Source organism: Cognatishimia sp. F0-27, from assembly GCF_020667845.1.
Lineage (GTDB): Bacteria > Pseudomonadota > Alphaproteobacteria > Rhodobacterales > Rhodobacteraceae > JAFMPQ01.
Window position 1 is genome coordinate 29,883 of sequence record NZ_JAFMPQ010000014.1, and the last position, 17,990, is coordinate 47,872.

The window sequence follows — 17,990 nt, forward strand, 5'->3', positions numbered from 1 at the left end:
GGTCCTTTTCCAGACACTGAGGTCGTTAGCGCAAACGGAGCGGCCTTTCCGCTCCTTTCCATCTGGGGTAAGACACGGGCAGGAAAATGCCAAGCCTGCGCAAAAAAGGAGAGTGTGCATGAAATTCTTTGTCGATACAGCCGAAATCGAGGCGATTGCCGAACTCAACGATCTGGGCATGGTGGATGGTGTGACCACAAACCCGTCGCTTATCGCAAAATCCGGCCGCGATATCCTGGAGGTTACGAAAGAGATTTGCGCCATGGTGGATGGTCCTGTCTCAGCGGAAGTGGTCGCACTCGAGGCCGATGCGATGATCGCAGAAGGGCGCAAGCTGGCCGAAATCGCAGACAACATTGCCGTGAAGGTTCCGCTCACATGGGATGGTCTGAAGGCCTGCAAGACGCTCACGGACGAGGGGCGGATGGTCAACGTCACGCTGTGCTTTTCGGCTAACCAGGCGCTTCTGGCGGCGAAGGCCGGCGCCACGTTCATTTCGCCCTTCATCGGGCGTCTGGACGATCTCAACACCGACGGGCTGGAGCTGATCGCCGATATCCGCGAGATCTATGACAATTACGGGTTTGAAACCCAGATTCTCGCCGCATCGATCCGGTCTGCCAACCATATGTCGGAATGCGCGAAAATCGGTGCCGATGTCGCGACGGCTCCCCCGGCGGTCATCAAGGCCATGGCGAACCACGTCCTGACCGACAAGGGGCTGGCCGGCTTCATGGCGGATGTCGAGAAAGCAGGCATCAAGATCCTTTGAGACCGTCCGGTCTCCGGGTGTTTACCGCTGCCACGGAAGCGTGCGGTAGCCCCCTGTGGCGCGGTGGCATATTGAGGGGCCAGCCCCTCAAACTCCCCGGGATATTGTAAGCCCAAAGAAGGGGGGACGGGTTGCGCGCAAAATTGAGCTGGGCGGCTCCCGTCCTGACCGGGCCTTGCGGGCGGACGGGTTGTGGATCCCGTTTTACAGGCGGCGGGTTGGCGCTCGGGGGCGCATCCGCGCAGGCGTCGTCTTGCACGCGGCCCCGATCGAACCGGGCTGGGTGTGAGGGTGTGATCGGCTGGTTCAATGGCTGAAGATGAAGCCCGTGATACTGGGGCGCGGGGGAGGGCCCTTGCGGAGCAAGGGGGGGGGGCGTGGCCGCATTGCCGCTCTAAGGCTGCCATGAAGGCATCGCAGGCGCCTTTATCAGGGGCCTGTCTTGTTTCATCGGCCTGTGGCCTCTACATCACGCGACATGAAGCGTTTTGTTCCTTTCCTGAAAAACGATCCGACGGTTTCGGTGGTCCGGCTGCAAGGGGCGATCGGCACGGGCGGACGGGGCTCCCTTTCGGACCGCGGCGTGGCCGCCATTCTTGAAAAGGCGTTCCGGCGTGGCAAGCCGGATGCGGTGGCGCTCGAGATCAATTCACCCGGCGGTTCACCGGTTCAGTCTTCCCTGATCGGCGGGCGCATCCGGCGGCTTGCCGAAGAGACCGATGTGCCGGTGATTGCGTTTGTCGAGGATGTGGCCGCGTCCGGCGGGTATTGGATCGCCAGCGCTGCAGATGAGATTATCGCCGATCCGTCGTCCATCCTCGGCTCCATCGGCGTGATTTCCGCAGGCTTCGGTCTGCACGACCTGATTGCGCGCTATGGGATCGAACGCCGGGTGCATACGGCCGGCAAATCCAAGAGCATGATGGACCCGTTCCGTCCGGAAAAACCGGAAGACGTTGCGCGGCTTGATCGTCTGCTCGGGGATCTGCACGAAACCTTCATCGCGCAGGTCCGCAGTCGTCGAGGCGAGAAGCTGAGCGATAACCCTGATCTTTTCACCGGCGAGATCTGGCTTGGGCAGGGCGCGGTCGATGTGGGTCTCGCCGACGGGCTTGGCCAGCTGGTGCCGGTGATGAAAGCGCGTTACGGCGACAAGGTGCGGTTCCGTCGCTATGACGCGCGCAAGCCGTTGCTCGCGCGGCTTGGCATGGAGACGGTGGCAGGGGCGCTGACGCAGTTGGAAGACCGCGCAGAATATGCCCGGTTTGGATTATGACGTGATCATCAAGATCGTATCCCTTTTTCTGATCGGTATGGGTGTGCTGGCAATGTTCGGCAAATGGCGCGTGCCGGGAATGCAACGGTTGGCAGACGCCCGCTGCAAGTCTTGTGGCCGCTTCCGGATCGGCAAGGGCCCGTGTCCTTGCGGGAAAGGAAAAACCTGATGGTCTTCGCCTATGCGGCGCTTGGGCTGGTCATCCTGTTGTTGGCAGGAGACGCGTTGGTGAAGGGCGCGGTGAACCTGTCGCTGCGGTTGGGTGTGCCGGCCTTGATCGTCAGCCTGACAATCGTGGCTTTTGGCACATCAGCGCCGGAATTGCTCATTTCGATCAAGGCGGCTCTGGACGGTGTGCCAGGCATTGCGCTTGGCAATGTGGTGGGATCGAACACGGCAAATGTTCTTCTGGTCCTGGGGGTGCCGGCGTTGCTCGCCGTGATGCACACGTCGGCGCATGATACGCGCAAGAGCTATCTTCAGATGCTCGCGGCAACGGGCCTGTTCATTGTCCTGGCATTTCGCGGCGTTTTCGACTGGATCGCGGCGGTTATTCTTCTCGCGGCGCTGGCACTCATGCTTGGCGACGCGTTGCGGGATGCGCTTGCGCATCGACGCAATGGTGAGGCGGTCGAGGATCTTGATGACCCCGAGGGTGCGGATCCTGACATGCCGTGGTGGAAGATCGTCCTCTATCTCGGGTTGGGACTGATCGGGTTGCCACTGGGCGCCGATCTTCTGGTGGACAGTGCAACGGAGATTGCCGTCATGTTCGGTGTGCCGGACACGGTGATCGGCTTGACGCTCGTGGCATTGGGCACGTCCTTGCCCGAGCTTGCGACCACGGTCATGGCGGCTTTGCGGCGGCAGGCCGATGTGGCAATCGGCAACGTGATCGGATCCAACATGTTCAATCTGTTGGCGATCATCGGCGTGGCGGGACTCATCGCGCCGATGCCCGTCGATCCGGCGTTCCTGCGCTTCGACCTTTGGGTCATGCTCGCGGCATCGCTCCTGCTCATTCCGTTTGTCTATCTCGGTCGCGATCTTGGCCGCGGATGGGGCATTACGCTTTCCGTGCTCTATATAGCCTATATCGGTGTGGTCTTGAGCATGGGAATGGGAAGCGTCGCGATATGAGAGCATTGGTGAGCGGTGGAGCGAAGCGCCTCGGGCGCGCGATGGCAATGTATCTGGCCGAGCAGGGTCACGATGTTGCGATCCATTATTCGGGCTCCCGCGCGGCGGCCGAAGAGGTCTCTGGCGAGATCCGCGCGATGGGACGCAAGGCGGCCTGCCTGCAGGCGGATTTTCTCGAGGAGCGCGATGTCGAGGCGCTTCTGCCTGCGGCTGCCGACGCGCTGGGTGGGTCGATCACGGTACTCATCAACAATGCCTCCATCTTTGAATATGACAACATCGAAACAGCCACGCGCAAAAGCTGGGACCGACATATCGAAAGCAACCTGCGTGCACCGTTTGTGCTCACGCAGGCCTTGGCCGACCAAGTGCCAGCACCGCTGACGGACGCCATGGGTGAACCTGTGGCGCAGGGGTTGGTCGTGAACATGATCGACCAGCGCGTGCGCAAGCTGACGCCGGAATTCATGACCTACACCATCGCCAAGGTGGGGCTGTGGGGGTTTACGCAGACTGCGGCACAGGCTTTGGCGCCGCGCGTGCGGGTCAACGCCATCGGTCCTGGCCCGACCTTGCGCGGGGGACGACAAAGCGAAGAGCATTTCGCCAGGCAGCGCGCTGCGACCACTCTCAACCGAGGCGCGAATCGTGAGGATATCACCGGGGCCTTGGGATATTTCCTGAGCGCGCCTGCGGTGACGGGACAGCTTTTGTGCATTGACGGCGGGCAGCATCTTGCATGGGAAACTCCGGACGTTCTGGGGGTCGAATGACCGCTCCGGTTTCAGGGTTGTGCACCGGTCACATTGCCGTAACGGAAGCGTTACAAAAGCTTTAATGATTTCAGATATTTGGGAAATCATCAAAAAATTTCTTTTTTATTACAGCAAGTTATTGAATTGATTAAAATTTAGGCGTTTTAACGAAGGGGGCGAAATACAACGAAAAATCCTTCTTCAGGACAAATAATCCGCAGAGTTGTCCACAGAACCGGTGGACCTTATCGGGGTTGAACCAAAGCGCTTCATTGTGCTGGTGCGGCATGGAGAATCAGGAACGTCGAATCACAGCTGGAAGAACACGGAAATTTCTTGAACCATGACTGATACGGAGAGCACCGATCCTGGCCCGCGTGGCCACCAGGTTATCCAAGATTACCTCAAGACTCTGAACAGTTCTCCGGGCGTTTATCGGATGCTCGACGGACAAAGCCGGGTGCTTTACGTGGGCAAGGCGCGCAACCTGCGCGCGCGCGTTTCGAACTACGCGCGGCCCGCCGGGCATTCGCGCCGCATTGAACGGATGATTTCCGAAACCGCGTCGATGATGTTTCTCACAACGCGCACGGAAACCGAGGCGCTGTTGCTCGAGCAGAACCTGATCAAGCAACTCAAGCCGAAGTTCAACGTGCTCCTGCGTGACGACAAGAGCTTCCCGAACATCATCGTGACCGGCCACGCGTTCCCGCAAATCAAGAAGCATCGCGGCGCCAAGAAGGAACCGGGCCAGTATTTTGGTCCTTTTGCGAGCGCGGGTGCGGTCAATCGAACCCTGAGCCAGTTGCAGAAGGCGTTCCTGTTGCGCAATTGCTCGGATTCCATGTTTGAGACCCGCACCCGGCCCTGTTTGCAGCATCAGATCAAACGATGCAGTGCGCCCTGCGTCGGCAAGATCTCCGCCGAGGGCTATTCGGAAAGCGTCCGGGATGCTCAGCGGTTCCTGTCCGGAAAGTCGACGCGGATCCAGGAAGAGCTTGCCACGCAGATGGCCGAAGCGTCTGAAGCGATGGAGTTTGAACGCGCTGCGGCCTTGCGCGACCGGATCCGCGCGTTGACGCAGGTCCAGACCGCGCAAGGCATCAATCCAAAAGGTGTGTCCGAAGCGGATGTGATCGCGCTTCATATGGAGCACGGACAGGCCTGCGTTCAGGTCTTTTTCATCCGCGCCAACCAGAACTGGGGCAACCGGGATTTCTATCCGCGCGTTGGCGAGGATGTGAGCGAGGCCGAGGTGATGGAAGCCTTTCTCGGCCAGTTCTACGATCAGAAGGAGCCGGCGCGGCTGGTGTTGCTGTCACATGGGATCGAGAATGACGACCTGATGTGCGACGCGCTGAGCGACAAGCTTGGCCGCCGGGTCGAGATTGCCGTGCCGCAACGGGGCGAGAAGGCCGAATTGGTCGATGGTGCTGCGCGCAATGCCCGCGAAAGCCTCGGCCGGCGCATGGCAGAGACCGCGACCCAAGCCAAGCTGCTTCGGGGGCTGGGCGAGGCGTTTGGTCTGGACGGGCCGCCGCAGCGGATCGAGGTTTATGACAACAGCCATATTCAGGGCGCGCATGCGGTGGGGGCGATGATCGTCGCGGGGCCGGAAGGCTACATGAAGAACCAGTATCGCAAGTTCAACATTCGCGGTGATGAGCTCACCCCCGGTGACGATTTCGGAATGATGAAAGAAGTGCTCAACCGGCGACTCAAGCGGCTGCTCAAGGAAGACCCTGACCGCGACAAGGGCTTGTGGCCGGATCTGATGCTGATTGACGGCGGGGCAGGGCAGATCTCGGCTGTGGCCGAAATCATGGCGGAACACGGGGTCGAGGATGTTCCCTTCGTTGGTGTGGCCAAGGGCGTTGACCGGGATGCGGGCAAGGAGGAGTTCCACCGTGTGGGGGCGCGGCCTTTTGCGCTGCGGTTCAACGATCCGGTGCTGTATTTCGTGCAAAGGCTGCGCGACGAGGCGCATCGGTTTGCGATCGGCACGCATCGGGCAAAACGGGCGAAAGCGCAGGTTGCCAACCCGCTTGACGAGGTGCCGGGCGTGGGGGCGGCCCGAAAGCGGGCGCTCCTGGCGCATTTTGGATCGGCGAAGGCGGTCAGCCGCGCCAACCTTGCCGATCTCAAGGCGGTGGATGGGGTCAGCGAGGCGCTGGCCGAACGGATCTACGCCTATTTCCACGAGCGCGCCTGAGGCAGGCCGCTGGGGCGCTGCCCCAGACCCCGGAGTATTTCAGGACAGAAGAAACAGGGCGCGCGTGGTGACGCGCCTTGATCCGCTCAGCCCGCACCGGGCAGGCTTTGATAAATGCGTCGCACATGCTCTGGGATCGGCGTGGGGCGTCCCTCTGTATCGGTCAGGACCTGGGCAAAATGCGCCAGCGTACAGGTCTGAGGCGCGTCATTGGCGAAGAGCCCGACTTCGAGGGCAACCGAGGAAGTGCCGAGACGCGCGCAGCGCAGGCCCGCGTGGATCGTGTCCGGAAAGCCGGTTTCGGCAAAGTAGATCAGCCGTGTTTCCACGACGAGAAAGCGCAGCGCGCCGGGACCACGGATCGCCAGGCCATTCTCGATCTGCCACAGCGATACGGCCGTATCGGTAAGGGAGAGGTAGGTGGCGTTGTTCATATGACCGTATTCGTCATTGTCCATCCAGCGCGTCGGCAGGGGTCTAAAATCACCAAAGGCGGAGCGGGGGAGGGGAGACGGACGGTTCATGGCAACAGCCTAGGATGAAGGGCGTCGCACCTGCAAGCGGTGCCGGCTGGGGTCACCATGCCTGTTGGTGATCTGTGCCGAAGGCGCGTCTGGAGCGATGGGACCGGACCAAGCGCAGTGGATCGGGTGACCCGCTTGGAACCGCGGACCAACGGCAAAACGCCCGGGAAGCCGGGTTCGGCCCGGGGGGAGCGATCCGGTGCAAGGGGGAGTCCCTCCCCTTGAGGGATTAGCCGCGGCGCAGCACCCGGAATGCCGCAGATGCGCCCCAACCGGCGGCTATTGCGATGGCCAGTGACATCAACCCGTAGAGCAACGGCTGTTCCCTCGACAGCGAGAAAAGCCAGCGTTCCAGCCCGACCTTGCGCACGTCGATCTCGGTTTCGAATACTGAAACCACGGCCCCGCCACGGGTGAGGAAGATCCGCGTTGGATAGGCGCCTTCTGTCAGGTTGGCAGGCATGGAAATCGCGGTTTGAAACAGGGTTTGCTGTTCAAATTCGATGCTGCTTTCTGCCAGTTGATAGAGGCCGTTGTTTTGACGGATGCGGATCACCGCCTCGGCGAAGTTCTGCGGTCGGTCTACGGACATGGGCGCGCCGACGGAGCGGATCGCGTAGGGGATGGAGATCTTGTGGCGCAGATCTTCGGTATCGGAGATCACGTCGCCCCAAGGGCCGGAGGTCGCAATGGCATAAAAGGAGGGTGCGGCGTCGACCTCTACCGCTGCGGTATTGACCCAGATGCCGAAGCGCTTTTCCTTGCGGCGCACGGTCAGCGGTTGCAGCGGGCCAGCGACGGTGATCACGACTTCCAGCGGTGGACCATCCGGGATCGGGTTTTCGCGCTTCACGGCGCCAAAGATCAGAATTTCGGAGCCATCGAAGGCTGTGGAGATCGACACGCTGTCCTGACTGAGGCCGAGCACGACTTCTTCCGCATGTGCGGCAGTCAGCGCAGCAAGCCACACCGCGCAGAGCAAGGCCGCGAACCGCCGCATCAATGCCCCCCCGACGCGCCGATGGAATACAGTTCTGCGGGTTGTAGCAGCAGATCCAGCGCCAGCTTGCCACAGACTGCCAGAACCATGAGCGCGAGAAGGATGCGCAGTTGCTCTGCCTTGAGCTTGGCACCCAGAACCGCGCCGAACTGCGCGCCGATGACGCCCCCCACCAGCAGCAGAACGGCAAGCATGACATCGACGGTAAAGTTGGTGGTTGCATGCAACAGGGTCGTGAAGCCCGTAACGAAGATGATCTGGAACAGCGAGGTGCCGATCACGACTTTCGTCGGCATGCCGAGCAGGTAGATCATGGCGGGCACCATGATGAACCCACCGCCGACCCCCATGATCGCCGCCAGAATACCGACACAGACGCCCACTAGGACGGGCGGGATCACCGAGATGTAGAGCCCGGACGTGCGAAAGCGCATCTTGAAAGGGAGCCCGTGGATCCAGTTGTGTTTCTTGCGCACCGGGGCTTTGCCCGAGCGCTGTTTGCGCAGCGCGTTGAGGCTTTCGACAAACATCAGCGCGCCGATGATGCCGAGGAAGACGACGTAGCAAAGCCGGACCAACAGATCGACCTGGCCCAGCGATTTGAGGTAGTTGAACACCATCACGCCAAGCGCGGCACCAATCAGGCCGCCGATGAGCAGGACCGTTCCCATCCGCAGATCGACGGTCTTGCGCCTCAGATGTGCGAGCACGCCCGAAAAGGACGATGCGACGATTTGATTGGCTTCGGTGGCGACGGCCACGGCGGGCGGGATGCCAATGAAAAACAGCAGCGGCGTCATCAAGAACCCGCCCCCCACGCCGAACATGCCGGACAGCACACCGACGAGACCTCCGAGGCCAAGCAGCACAAAGGCATTGACCGAAACCTCGGCGATGGGGAGGTAGATCATCATGAGGTCTGTTAGCTTGTGCAGCGTGAGTCGCGCAACGGCAACAATGTCGCGATGGCTCTGGACCGATGCTTTTAGCAAACTGGACTGATGCTGTTCTGGGCCAAGCGCTTGCGGTCATGTTTGGCCAGACCGCCAGTCTGTCCCGAGGTGTAAAGCACTCGATGGGGTTGGTATCGCGTCTGGTCGTGACGGAGTGCGGGACGTGGGCCGTTGAGAGGGCCACAGGCAGCGACGCGCTGTGTGTGCTCGGGCGCAGCATGGATTGCTTCGTGCTTTGAGCCGGGCACATTGAGCCCGAAGGCGGCTTGCCCACCGGGACAGACCGGGTGAAGGCCCGGCATGTTCAAGACTGCGCGCGTCGGGTCAGGAGCAAGCGCCATGAAAGGCGTCGGCGCAAACCAGACGCTTGCCACCCCTCTGGCGTCGGTTTTCCATACCCTCGCAAATGGCGGCAGGCGGAGTAGATCGCCGGGAGGCATTCGACTGCGGTATTTTGGTGAGGAGACCGATCCTACCAACAGAGATGTTAAAGCGACCGTGTTCCTGCCATGCGGGGAAATTGAACATCACGCAATGCATCTGTTCAATCGACCGCCTGGCCGCATGGCCGCGCTTGGCTGACCAAAAACAGGATCAGAGGCCCGATTTTTGCGCAAGAGCCCGAAAGCGGTATGATTACGCCCGCTTCAAGGAGCGTGGGGCTGCATAATTCGCCGGATCCATCATCATACCATTCAAGCCAGCAAAGATGATCGCAAATACCAGTTTTACAATGCCCCTCTTGCCGCAAGATTATTCCAGAGGGCCGGGCTGATGCCGTGGGAAAGACGTCTTGCCTCAGCCAAGGATGGAGGTGACCCGCAACCGGTCGTACCCCAAGCAGAAATGGGGATCACATGGCAGCCCGACTTGGATAATTCGGGCTTTGAGGTCAACTTCGAAAGCCTTGAACCCATCGACCCAACCGACCCGGTCCTTGCACGCGGGGTCACAATTTCGGTGTCGGGAGGACGGTGACATGTCCCGGCACCGGGTCGCTTGACGGATTTGCCGAAACCGTGAGTTTCTTCCAGCGCGGCTTTGCCCGGCGGGGCTCCTTCGTCGCATCGGGGGGCTTTGATCGTGTCAGCATCCTTGCGTATCATTGTTGCCCACCATGCGCGGTGGTTTGGGGATCGGCACATGTAGCGGTTCCCGGGAATTGCGTCATCGTCTCTTCGGGACGGAAAGCTGCGGGAATTGCCCGGCATGACGGCCAAGGAGCCGCCTCGACGGCTTCGGCCTGCATGACAATTGGCGACAGCCCGAAACGCTCGATCTGCGCCGCATATCCCGTGTATTTGCTGCCTTCACCGTTCTTTCACATAGGGTTCGCCACCGGCGCGCGGCGGGATCGCCTTGCCGACAAAACCCGCAAGGATCACAACAGTCAGGATATAAGGCAACGCGTCCATCACCTGCACGGGGACCACGAAGGCGCCCAGGTCAATGTTCTGATAGCGCAGCGCGATTGCCTGGAGGAAGCCAAACAGAAGACAGGCCCCGAGCGCATACCATGGCCGCCATTTGGCAAAGATCAGCGCCGCAAGTGCGATATAGCCGCGTCCCGCGGTCATCTCACGCACAAACCCGGCCTGTAGACCAGTCGCAAGATATGCGCCGGCGAGGCCGCACAGCACGCCGCAAATCCCAACGGCTGCAAACCGAAGGCCCGTGACACTGATACCGGCCGTGTCCACCGCCTCCGGCGCTTCGCCGACGGCCCGCAGACGCAAGCCGAAGCGCGTGCGGAACAACACCCACCACGTGAGTGGCACCATGGCAAAACCGATATAGACAAGTGCGGAATGTCCCGAGATGAGATCGGCATAGATCGGGCCGAATATCGGCACATCGCGGAGCGACTCGGCAAAGGGCAGGGTGATTTCGGCAAATCGTGCACCATCGGGCAGCGACGGGGTGCGCCCGCCCTGACTGAACCAGCTTTGCGCGATGAGCACCGTCAGCCCGGAAGCCAGGAAGTTGAGCGCCACGCCGGAAATCAGTTGATTGCCGCGAAAGGTGATCGAGGCCAGACCGTGGATGGCTGACATGGCAAGCGAAGCGGCGATGCCTGCCAGCACTCCGATCCAGACCGACCCGGTTGAGAACGCGACCGCCGCGGAGAAAAATGCGGCGATGAGCATCTTGCCTTCGAGCCCGATGTCGAAAATGCCCGCGCGTTCCGAGAACAACCCCGCGAGGCAGGCCAGCAGGAGCGGGGTGGCAAGACGGATCGTGGAGTCCAGAACCTGTATGAGCGTATCGAGATCCATGTCTCAGATCCTCGTTGTGAGAAGCTTGTAGGCGGTAAAGGCAAAAAACGCGCTCAAAGCCGCGTCGATCCAGCGCCGCGCCCGACCATAGAGCGCGATGAAGGGCCGCGAGGAAAGCGCGAGCGCCCAGGTGCCGTGTCCAAGAAAGGAGATCGCAAAGGCACCAAGAACAAAAAACGCCAATACAGGCAGCGGCGCAGCAGTCATGTTGGCCATGGCAACCGCGGCGAGCCAATACACGATCGCCTTCGGGTTTGTGATCTGCATCGCGAAACCGGCAAGCGCGGCCCCGCCCCGACGCCGTTTCGCGGGCGAAACCACCGGCGCAGGCGGGGGGGTCTTGGCACGCTCAAAGGCTTTCCAACTCAACCAGGCCAAGTAGCCTGCACCGGCGACCTTGACTGCCATCATCGCCCAGGCGATTTCCGCCACCAGGGTGCCAAGACCAACCAGCGCGGCTGTCGACAGACACACTGCTCCGGCACCAATGCCGAAACAGGTGACAATCGCCGGAGCGCGCCCCTTTGTGGTGGCCACGGTCAGGATCAGCGCCACACCCGGCCCGGGTGAGAGCACGCCGAGAAGCTGCACCGCCCAGCCGGCCAGAAGATTGGGGATCCAGTCGGCCAGCACGGGGCTCACCCTGCCGATTTCGGGCTGCGCCGGATGGCAAGAAAGAGCTTTTCCAATGGCACCCGCACCATGTTGTCGAGCGCTCCTGTAAAAAGGATCACCAGCGCCTGGATCACCGTGATCAGCTCACGCGGAATGTTGGTCCAGAGCGCCAGCTCCGCGCCACCTTGGTAGAGGAACCCGAAAAGCAATGCCGCAAGGAGGACGCCGACAGGGTGCGAACGTCCCATGAGCGCCACGGCAATACCAATGAAGCCCGCGCCTTCCGTGGCGTTCAGAACGAGTCGTTCCGCTTCACCCATGGTGGTGTTGAGTGCCATCATCCCGGCCAGACCGCCGGAGATGAGCATGGCAACAACCGTGATCTTGACCGGGGAAATCCCGGCATAGCGCGCGGCCGTCTCCGAATGTCCGAAAGCACGGATTTCGTAGCCAAGCCGTGTGCGCCAGATCAGAATCCAGACCGCGACACAGGCCAGAAGTGCGATGAAGAAGGTCACGTTGGCCGGCGCGCCGCGAAAGAGCGGGTTATCCGCCGTGGCGAACATGTCCTGAAAGGTTGGCAGGAAGGTGGCTTCGGGGAAGCGTGCAGTGGCGGGCTCCATCGCGCCTGTCGGGCGTAGCATGTTGACCAGCACGTAGTTCAGAACCGCCGCCGCGATGAAATTGAACATGATCGTGGTGATGACGATATGACTGCCGCGCTTTGCCTGAAGCAGCGCCGGAATATAGGCCCATGCGGCGCCAAAGAGCGCAGCCCCCACCGTTGCGCCCAACAGTGCCAAAGACCAATGCGGCCACGGGATGAACAGGCAAACAAGCGCCACGCCGAGACCGCCGATCATCGCCTGCCCCTCGCCGCCGATATTGAACATGCGGGCGTGGAACGCGATGGAGACCGCAAGTCCGGTAAAGATGAAGTTCGTGGCGTAGTAAAGCGTATATCCCCATCCCGACGAACGCATCAGCGCGCCGTCAACCATGAGTTTGAAGGCCTCGACCGGGCTTTCGCCAATCGCGAGGATCACACCCGCAGACAGGATTGCGGCCAGCACGATGGAAAAAAGCGGCACGAGGATGGCATCGGCCCAGGCAGGCATTCTATCCATTGTGGCACTCCTGAAGGGGCTGCGCGCGCGTGCCGCCCCGTGTCTCGATAGAACGGTTGAACAAGGCGCGGCCCTCAGCCGGGCGCGACCGGGGCCTGCGCCGCAGGCGGGGAGAGGACAGCTCACCCATTCTGCTGCGCCGCCTTTTCGGCCTTGGCTTCAAGCTGGGCATCCACCGCAGCAATGAGTGGTTTGTCCTTTGGCATCTCTGTCACCCCGGCCATCAAGAGGCCAAGCTCGGTCTGATCGGTATCGTCGGGCATGCGCTCGCCCATGATCTGGCCGTCAAACATCACGGCGATCCGATCAGAGAGCGAGAAGATCTCGTCCAGTTCGACCGAGACGAGCAAAATCGCTTTGCCGCTGTCACGCAACGCGACGATCTGCTGGTGGATGAATTCGATCGCGCCGATATCGACGCCGCGGGTCGGCTGCCCGATCAACAGAACGTCGGGGTCGCGCTCGATTTCGCGGGCGAGCACGATCTTCTGCTGGTTGCCACCGGAGAAGTTGCGCGCGGCAAGGTTCGGGTTTGGCGGACGCACGTCATACCGCTCCATCTTGGCGGCGGCTTCCGTGCGAATGGCGGCGTTGTCCATAAGGATCCCGTTTTGCCATCCGGGGTCCCGATGATAGCCGAAGACAGTGTTTTCCCAGGCGGAATACTGCAGGATCAACCCTTCATGCTGGCGGTCTTCGGGCACATGAGCGATCCCGCGCGCGCGCCGCGATTGGCCGTCGGAGTTCTTGCCGGTCAGGTCGATCGGCGTGCCATTGACCTTGATGGACCCCGTGGCGGCTGGTGCATAGCCGCCCAGCACCTTGAGCAGTTCCGACTGACCGTTCCCACTTACCCCGGCAATGCCGAGGATCTCGCCCGCGTGCACGGTCAGGGAGATGCCCTTGAGACGCGCCACGCCTGCGTCGTCCGTCAGGCTGAGGTTGTCGATTTCCAGCACCGCACGGCCGGGGGTGGCCGGGGTCTTGTCGACGCGCAGCAGAACCTTGCGGCCCACCATGAGCTCTGCGAGCTGTTCAGGGGTTGTCTCTGCGGTCTTGACCGTCGCAGTCATTTCCCCGCGCCGCATCACAGAGACGGTGTCGGTAATCTCCATGATCTCGCGTAGCTTGTGCGTGATCAGGATGATCGTCTTGCCCTGTGCGCGCAGACCCTCGAGGATACGAAACAGGTGATCCGCCTCGGCGGGGGTCAGAACGCCCGTCGGCTCATCGAGAATAAGAATATCCGCTTCGCGATACAGCGCCTTGAGGATCTCGACCCGTTGCTGGTGGCCCACGGAGAGGTCTTCGATCCGCGCGTCGGGGTCGACGTTCAGCTCGTATTCCTTGGCGAGGTGCTTGAGCACGCCGCGCGCCTTGGCCAGTGAGGGCTTCAGCATCCTGCCGTCTTCGGCACCGAGGATGACGTTTTCGAGCACGGTGAAATTCTGAACCAGCTTGAAATGCTGGAACACCATACCGATACCCGCCTTGATCGCGGCCTGGCTGTCGGGGATTTCGGTCTTCTTGCCGTTGATGAAGATCTCACCGGCATCCGCCTTGTAAAAGCCGTAGAGAATCGACATCAGGGTCGACTTGCCCGCGCCGTTCTCACCGATGATGCCGTGGATCGTGCCGGGCATGACGCGGATGGCAATATCCTTGTTCGCTTGCACGGGGCCGAAGGCCTTGGAGATGCCTTTCAGCTCGATGGCGGGTGCGGTCATGCCCATCTCCTGTTCCACTCGCTTCTGTTGTTGCAGACACGAGGCAAGTTGGAAAGAGGGGAGGTTACGGAACGCTGTATTCGCGGATCACGAGGCAGGTCGCGTGGCGCGCATTGTGGCGGCGTGGGGCCTGTCATCGACCGGTTTGCGACCATGCGTCGAGCACGGTATTGAGGTCGGCGTCGCAGCGGCAGTGCCATGTCCGAAGCCCGTCGGCGTTGTGAATGACCTGCGCGATGTAGCTGCGAAAGCGCGCGGTGTTGCGCAGGCTGCGCAGGGCAAACCGGTATTGCTGCCAGGGCCAATCGACATTGCCGGGGGGCAGTTCGGGTCTGGTCCTGCCGAAATATTTCCAGGGCCGTGTTGCCAACCGCCACGCTCTGACCCGGTTGGGCGGATCCAGCCAGACCAGCGCGTCGGCCTCTCCTATTGCGTGCGGCAAGAGGCTCGGGCCGCCTTCGAGGATCCATGCGGGTTTTGCAATCTCTTGCCTTAGCGCGGCGTCGCTTTCGGCGCGGGGGCGTTGTTGCCATCGGCTGCGCAGCTTGATCGCATCGAAATGGATCACCGGCACGTCCGCTCTGAACGCAGCCAGAGCCGCTGCGAAATGGCTTTTCCCGACGCCATTTGCTCCAGTGATGATGATTTTTTGCACGTAAGCCTCGCGGGTTTGTCCGGGAAAGTTACGCCACATCCGTCGGGCGGTCCGATTCGCCGTCGCGCGGCGCAAAAAAAGAGCGGCACCCGCAGGCGCCGCCCCGATTTCATTTGGCGATGGTTTTGGATCAGAAGGACAGCGCCGGGCAGCTGTCATCGGACGTGTAGTCATGCACCTCAAGCTCACCCGCGATGATCTGCTCGCGCGCAGCATCGACAGCGGCTTTCATCTCGGCAGACACCAGGTCGGCGTTGTGCTCGTCGAGCGCGTAACCGACGCCCTCCGCACCGAGATCGAGCACCTTCACGCCGGTTTCAAGGTCGGCGCCTGCGGTCATCGAGTCGTATACGGCGACGTCCACGCGCTTGAGCATGGAAGTCAGCACCTCACCCGGATGCAGGTAGTTCTGGTTGCTATCGACGCCGATCGACAGGATGTCTTCATCCGCGGCTGTCTGAAGAACGCCGAGGCCCGTACCGCCCGCGGCGGCAAAGATCACGTCCGCGCCCTGGCTGATCTGGGCCTTGGCCAATTCGGAGCCTTTCACCGGGTCGTTCCACGCGGCTGGGGTGGTGCCGGTCATGTTGGCAATCACCTTGGCGTCAGGATTGACGGCCTTGACGCCCTGCGCATAACCGCAGGCAAATTTGCGGATCAGCGGGATGTCCATGCCGCCCACAAAGCCAACCGTGTTCGATTCAGAGGCCTGCGCCGCCATGATGCCGACAAGGTAAGATCCCTGATGTTCCGAGAAGAGGATCGACAGCACGTTGGGATGCTCGCCGGGGTCGACGAAACCGTCAATGGTCACGAACTTGGTGTCCGGGTAGTCCGCGGCCACGGCGGCAATCGGCGAGGACATGGAGAAGCCGGTGGTCACAACCGGGTTGAAGCCGGCTTCGGCAAAGCGGCGGAGCGCCTGCTCTCGCTGCGCTTCGGATTGAAGCTCGATGTCACGATAGGAGCCGCCGGTTTCTTCGGCCCATTTCTGGGCGCCGTTGAAGGCCGCTTCGTTGAAGGATTTGTCGAACTTTCCGCCCAGATCGTAGATCAGAGCCGGGTCGGCCAGTGCGGCGCCGGCAGACAGCGCCAGCGCAGCGGCAGAGCCGAGAATCTTGGTCATGAAGGTCATTTGGAACTCCCGTGTTGCGGGGCGGGTCTCATGCCCGCCGCCTTCATTCGATGGCGGCAATTAGGGCTGTTGGCGCCGGGATGGTCAACCGATTCTTGGCCAAATGCCTGTAACGTCAGGGAATGTCGCGCGCCATGACGCACGCATCGGCAGCAGCGGCCCCGGCGCGACGGTAATACCCTCGGCGAAGCCCTTGGATTTCGAAGCCGTGCCGCCTGTAGAACGCGATGGCCGGGGCGTTATCCTCGGCCACTTCGAGAAAGAGCCGCGTGCCGCCCCGGCTCTGGGCGAGCGTGAAAAACTGCTTGAGCAGAGACGATGCGACGCCGCGCCGTTGGTGTGCGGGATCGGTGGCCAGTGCAAGGATTTCGGCCTCGTCGAAAACCACCTGTCCCAGAACGAACCCTGTATCGTTGGACACGAGGATGCTGTGCGGCGCCGCCAGCGTTTCGGCGAACTGCGCACTGCTCCACGGTTTCATATGCCGGTAAGCGCGCGCGGCGAGCGCCGCCAACGCGTCAGCAGCCATCAAGCAGGACCGGGGGAAGCGTGCGGGACGGGGCGGCGTCGGCCTGCCGAATATAAAGCGGCGCCGGACGCTGATCGGTCGATTTGTGTTGCGCGACGCGCGCGATAGACGCGGCCAGTTGCGCCGGGGCGGGCGGCAGATGCGCGGCGGTGGCGTCTGCAAGAGGCACAAGACGCGGGGTGTCGCCTGGCGCGCACAGATACGCTTGATCGCGCGGTGCGGGCACCGCGGCGATGGCCTGAGGGTTGGTGTGATGAATGGCCTCGAAGCTGGAGACGCCGATGGCCGGAATGCCCAGACCCAACGCGAGACCGCGCGCCGCGCTGACGGAAATCCGTATGCCGGTAAAGTTCCCGGGGCCGATGCCTACGCCAATCCGGGTCAGGTCGCTCCAATCGGCCCCCGCCTCGTGAAGCAGCGCGTCGAGCATCGGAAACAGCCGTTCCGCCTGCCCGCGGGTCATGTCTTCCGAGGCGGACGCCACCACGGTGCCGTCGCTTCCCAGAAGGGCAGCGGCGCAATACGGGCCGGACGTGTCAAAGGCGAGGATCATGCGGCCTTATCGCCTGCCCGCCTGATCGGTGCAACCGCGTGTCTCGGCACCGGCGCCTTCGCCAATGCCGGGACATGCATTGAAGGTCAGACCGCGACCGGACGAACCTCTGTCACTTCGGGAATGTAGTGGCGCAGCAAATTCTCGATCCCCATCTTGAGCGTGAGGGTCGAGGACGGGCAGCCCGCGCAGGCGCCCTGCATATGCAGGTAAACCACGCCACGATCGAAGCCATGGAAGGTGATGTCGCCACCATCCTGCGCCACGGCGGGACGCACGCGGCTATCGAGCAATTCCTTGATTTGCCCCACAATCTCGCCATCCTCGCCGGTATGCTCGGCATGGCCGCCCGCCTGTGTTGCGCCATCGGCCATCACGGGCTGACCCGACTGGAAATGTTCCATGATCGCGCCAAGAACGGCAGGCTTCACATGATCCCAGTCAATGGCATCACCCTTGGTGATCGTGATGAAATCATTGCCAAAGAACACGCCGGTGACGCCCTCGACGTCAAACAGCCTCTGAGCCAGCGGAGATGCCGAGGCGGCGTCTGCGCTCGGGAAATCGGCGGTGCCCATCTCAAGAACGGTCTGGCCAGGCAGAAACTTCAACGTGGCCGGGTTCGGCGTGGATTCGGTTTGAATGAACATTTCTGGCGCACCTTTCTTTGGGACCCTCAATATATGCGCTCGCTCGCGCCGCGCGTCAAGGATTGGAATGGTTCTAAGTTCTGCTCTCTGC

General features: G+C 61.7%; 18 protein-coding genes. 6 read left to right on the forward strand and 12 right to left on the reverse strand.

Features of this window, described 5'->3' with window-relative positions; genetic code table 11:
• Positions 1-118: 118 nt before the first annotated feature.
• The 6 genes from fsa to uvrC all read left to right on the forward strand — a co-directional run bounded on the left by fsa (position 119) and on the right by uvrC (position 6,155).
• Positions 119-772 (forward strand): fructose-6-phosphate aldolase, encoded by a 654-nt coding sequence (fsa, locus tag J1C49_RS09455; RefSeq protein ID WP_227445573.1) that lies wholly within the window; start codon positions 119-121, stop codon positions 770-772.
• A 478-nt stretch (positions 773-1,250) separates the two neighbouring features.
• The gene (locus J1C49_RS09460) at positions 1,251-2,048 is read left to right on the forward strand and encodes a S49 family peptidase (RefSeq protein ID WP_227445574.1); all 798 of its coding nucleotides are present in this window, start codon (positions 1,251-1,253) and stop codon (positions 2,046-2,048) included.
• Position 2,049: 1 nt separating this feature from the next.
• Entirely contained in the window at positions 2,050-2,217 is a 168-nt protein-coding gene (locus J1C49_RS09465) for a hypothetical protein (RefSeq protein ID WP_227445575.1), read from the forward strand.
• Positions 2,217-3,188 carry a calcium/sodium antiporter gene (locus J1C49_RS09470; protein ID WP_227445576.1) on the forward strand — a complete coding sequence of 324 codons (972 nt, stop codon included), beginning with the start codon at positions 2,217-2,219 and terminating at the stop codon, positions 3,186-3,188. The genes J1C49_RS09465 and J1C49_RS09470 overlap by 1 nt, the downstream gene beginning before the upstream one ends.
• Positions 3,185-3,961 carry an SDR family oxidoreductase gene (locus tag J1C49_RS09475; protein ID WP_227445577.1) on the forward strand — a complete coding sequence of 259 codons (777 nt, stop codon included), beginning with the start codon at positions 3,185-3,187 and terminating at the stop codon, positions 3,959-3,961. The genes J1C49_RS09470 and J1C49_RS09475 overlap by 4 nt, the downstream gene beginning before the upstream one ends.
• 325 nt (positions 3,962-4,286) lie before the next feature.
• Positions 4,287-6,155 carry an excinuclease ABC subunit UvrC gene (gene uvrC, locus J1C49_RS09480; protein WP_227445578.1) on the forward strand — a complete coding sequence of 623 codons (1,869 nt, stop codon included), beginning with the start codon at positions 4,287-4,289 and terminating at the stop codon, positions 6,153-6,155.
• An 86-nt stretch (positions 6,156-6,241) separates the two neighbouring features.
• Here the strand turns inward: uvrC and J1C49_RS09485 are convergent, their stop codons facing one another.
• From J1C49_RS09485 to J1C49_RS09540, 12 genes are all read right to left on the reverse strand, one after another.
• On the reverse strand, positions 6,242-6,613 hold the full coding sequence (locus tag J1C49_RS09485) for a thioesterase family protein (RefSeq protein ID WP_255670643.1): 372 nt from the start codon (positions 6,611-6,613) through the stop codon (positions 6,242-6,244).
• Positions 6,614-6,908: 295 nt separating this feature from the next.
• A complete protein-coding gene (locus J1C49_RS09490) occupies positions 6,909-7,679 on the reverse strand; it encodes a TIGR02186 family protein (protein ID WP_227445580.1) in 771 nt (256 codons plus the stop codon).
• Positions 7,679-8,593, reverse strand: coding sequence for a sulfite exporter TauE/SafE family protein (locus J1C49_RS09495; RefSeq protein WP_227445581.1), 915 nt, complete (start codon positions 8,591-8,593; stop codon positions 7,679-7,681). Before J1C49_RS09495 ends, J1C49_RS09490 begins: the two co-directional genes overlap by 1 nt.
• 1,349 nt (positions 8,594-9,942) lie before the next feature.
• Positions 9,943-10,908, reverse strand: coding sequence for an ABC transporter permease (locus tag J1C49_RS09500; RefSeq protein WP_227445582.1), 966 nt, complete (start codon positions 10,906-10,908; stop codon positions 9,943-9,945).
• Between the two features lie 3 nt (positions 10,909-10,911).
• On the reverse strand, positions 10,912-11,541 hold the full coding sequence (locus J1C49_RS09505) for a LysE family translocator (RefSeq protein ID WP_227445583.1): 630 nt from the start codon (positions 11,539-11,541) through the stop codon (positions 10,912-10,914).
• 5 nt (positions 11,542-11,546) lie between these two features.
• Complete coding sequence (locus J1C49_RS09510; protein ID WP_227445584.1) at positions 11,547-12,650, reverse strand: ABC transporter permease; 1,104 nt, start codon at positions 12,648-12,650, stop codon at positions 11,547-11,549.
• A gap of 122 nt (positions 12,651-12,772) precedes the next feature.
• Complete coding sequence (locus J1C49_RS09515; protein WP_227445585.1) at positions 12,773-14,377, reverse strand: ABC transporter ATP-binding protein; 1,605 nt, start codon at positions 14,375-14,377, stop codon at positions 12,773-12,775.
• 133 nt (positions 14,378-14,510) lie between these two features.
• A complete protein-coding gene (locus J1C49_RS09520; protein ID WP_227445586.1) occupies positions 14,511-15,032 on the reverse strand; it encodes a DNA topology modulation protein FlaR in 522 nt (173 codons plus the stop codon).
• A 130-nt stretch (positions 15,033-15,162) separates the two neighbouring features.
• Positions 15,163-16,167 (reverse strand): BMP family protein, encoded by a 1,005-nt coding sequence (locus J1C49_RS09525; RefSeq protein WP_227445587.1) that lies wholly within the window; start codon positions 16,165-16,167, stop codon positions 15,163-15,165.
• Between the two features lie 115 nt (positions 16,168-16,282).
• A complete protein-coding gene (rimI, locus tag J1C49_RS09530; RefSeq protein ID WP_227445588.1) occupies positions 16,283-16,696 on the reverse strand; it encodes a ribosomal protein S18-alanine N-acetyltransferase in 414 nt (137 codons plus the stop codon).
• Positions 16,686-17,249 carry a tRNA (adenosine(37)-N6)-threonylcarbamoyltransferase complex dimerization subunit type 1 TsaB gene (gene tsaB, locus J1C49_RS09535; RefSeq protein ID WP_227445589.1) on the reverse strand — a complete coding sequence of 188 codons (564 nt, stop codon included), beginning with the start codon at positions 17,247-17,249 and terminating at the stop codon, positions 16,686-16,688. The genes rimI and tsaB overlap by 11 nt, the downstream gene beginning before the upstream one ends.
• An 86-nt stretch (positions 17,250-17,335) precedes the next feature.
• Positions 17,336-17,899, reverse strand: a complete 564-nt coding sequence (locus J1C49_RS09540; protein ID WP_227445590.1) for a NifU family protein — start codon at positions 17,897-17,899, stop codon at positions 17,336-17,338.
• Between the last annotated feature and the right edge of the window lie 91 nt (positions 17,900-17,990).

Excerpts from the sequence above, each read along its gene's own strand:
- J1C49_RS09485 (WP_255670643.1), bottom strand. The coding sequence starts at position 6,613 with ATGGACAATGACGAATACGGTCATATGAACAACGCCACCTACCTCTCC.
- J1C49_RS09510 (WP_227445584.1), bottom strand. The coding sequence starts at position 12,650 with ATGGATAGAATGCCTGCCTGGGCCGATGCCATCCTCGTGCCGCTTTTT.
- rimI (WP_227445588.1), bottom strand. The coding sequence starts at position 16,696 with ATGGCTGCTGACGCGTTGGCGGCGCTCGCCGCGCGCGCTTACCGGCAT.
- J1C49_RS09460 (WP_227445574.1), top strand. The coding sequence starts at position 1,251 with ATGAAGCGTTTTGTTCCTTTCCTGAAAAACGATCCGACGGTTTCGGTG.
- tsaB (WP_227445589.1), bottom strand. The coding sequence starts at position 17,249 with ATGATCCTCGCCTTTGACACGTCCGGCCCGTATTGCGCCGCTGCCCTT.
- J1C49_RS09475 (WP_227445577.1), top strand. The coding sequence starts at position 3,185 with ATGAGAGCATTGGTGAGCGGTGGAGCGAAGCGCCTCGGGCGCGCGATG.
- J1C49_RS09500 (WP_227445582.1), bottom strand. The coding sequence starts at position 10,908 with ATGGATCTCGATACGCTCATACAGGTTCTGGACTCCACGATCCGTCTT.
- J1C49_RS09540 (WP_227445590.1), bottom strand. The coding sequence starts at position 17,899 with ATGTTCATTCAAACCGAATCCACGCCGAACCCGGCCACGTTGAAGTTT.
- J1C49_RS09525 (WP_227445587.1), bottom strand. The coding sequence starts at position 16,167 with ATGACCTTCATGACCAAGATTCTCGGCTCTGCCGCTGCGCTGGCGCTG.
- J1C49_RS09515 (WP_227445585.1), bottom strand. The coding sequence starts at position 14,377 with ATGACCGCACCCGCCATCGAGCTGAAAGGCATCTCCAAGGCCTTCGGC.
- J1C49_RS09495 (WP_227445581.1), bottom strand. The coding sequence starts at position 8,593 with ATGATGATCTACCTCCCCATCGCCGAGGTTTCGGTCAATGCCTTTGTG.
- J1C49_RS09470 (WP_227445576.1), top strand. The coding sequence starts at position 2,217 with ATGGTCTTCGCCTATGCGGCGCTTGGGCTGGTCATCCTGTTGTTGGCA.
- fsa (WP_227445573.1), top strand. The coding sequence starts at position 119 with ATGAAATTCTTTGTCGATACAGCCGAAATCGAGGCGATTGCCGAACTC.
- uvrC (WP_227445578.1), top strand. The coding sequence starts at position 4,287 with ATGACTGATACGGAGAGCACCGATCCTGGCCCGCGTGGCCACCAGGTT.
- J1C49_RS09490 (WP_227445580.1), bottom strand. The coding sequence starts at position 7,679 with ATGCGGCGGTTCGCGGCCTTGCTCTGCGCGGTGTGGCTTGCTGCGCTG.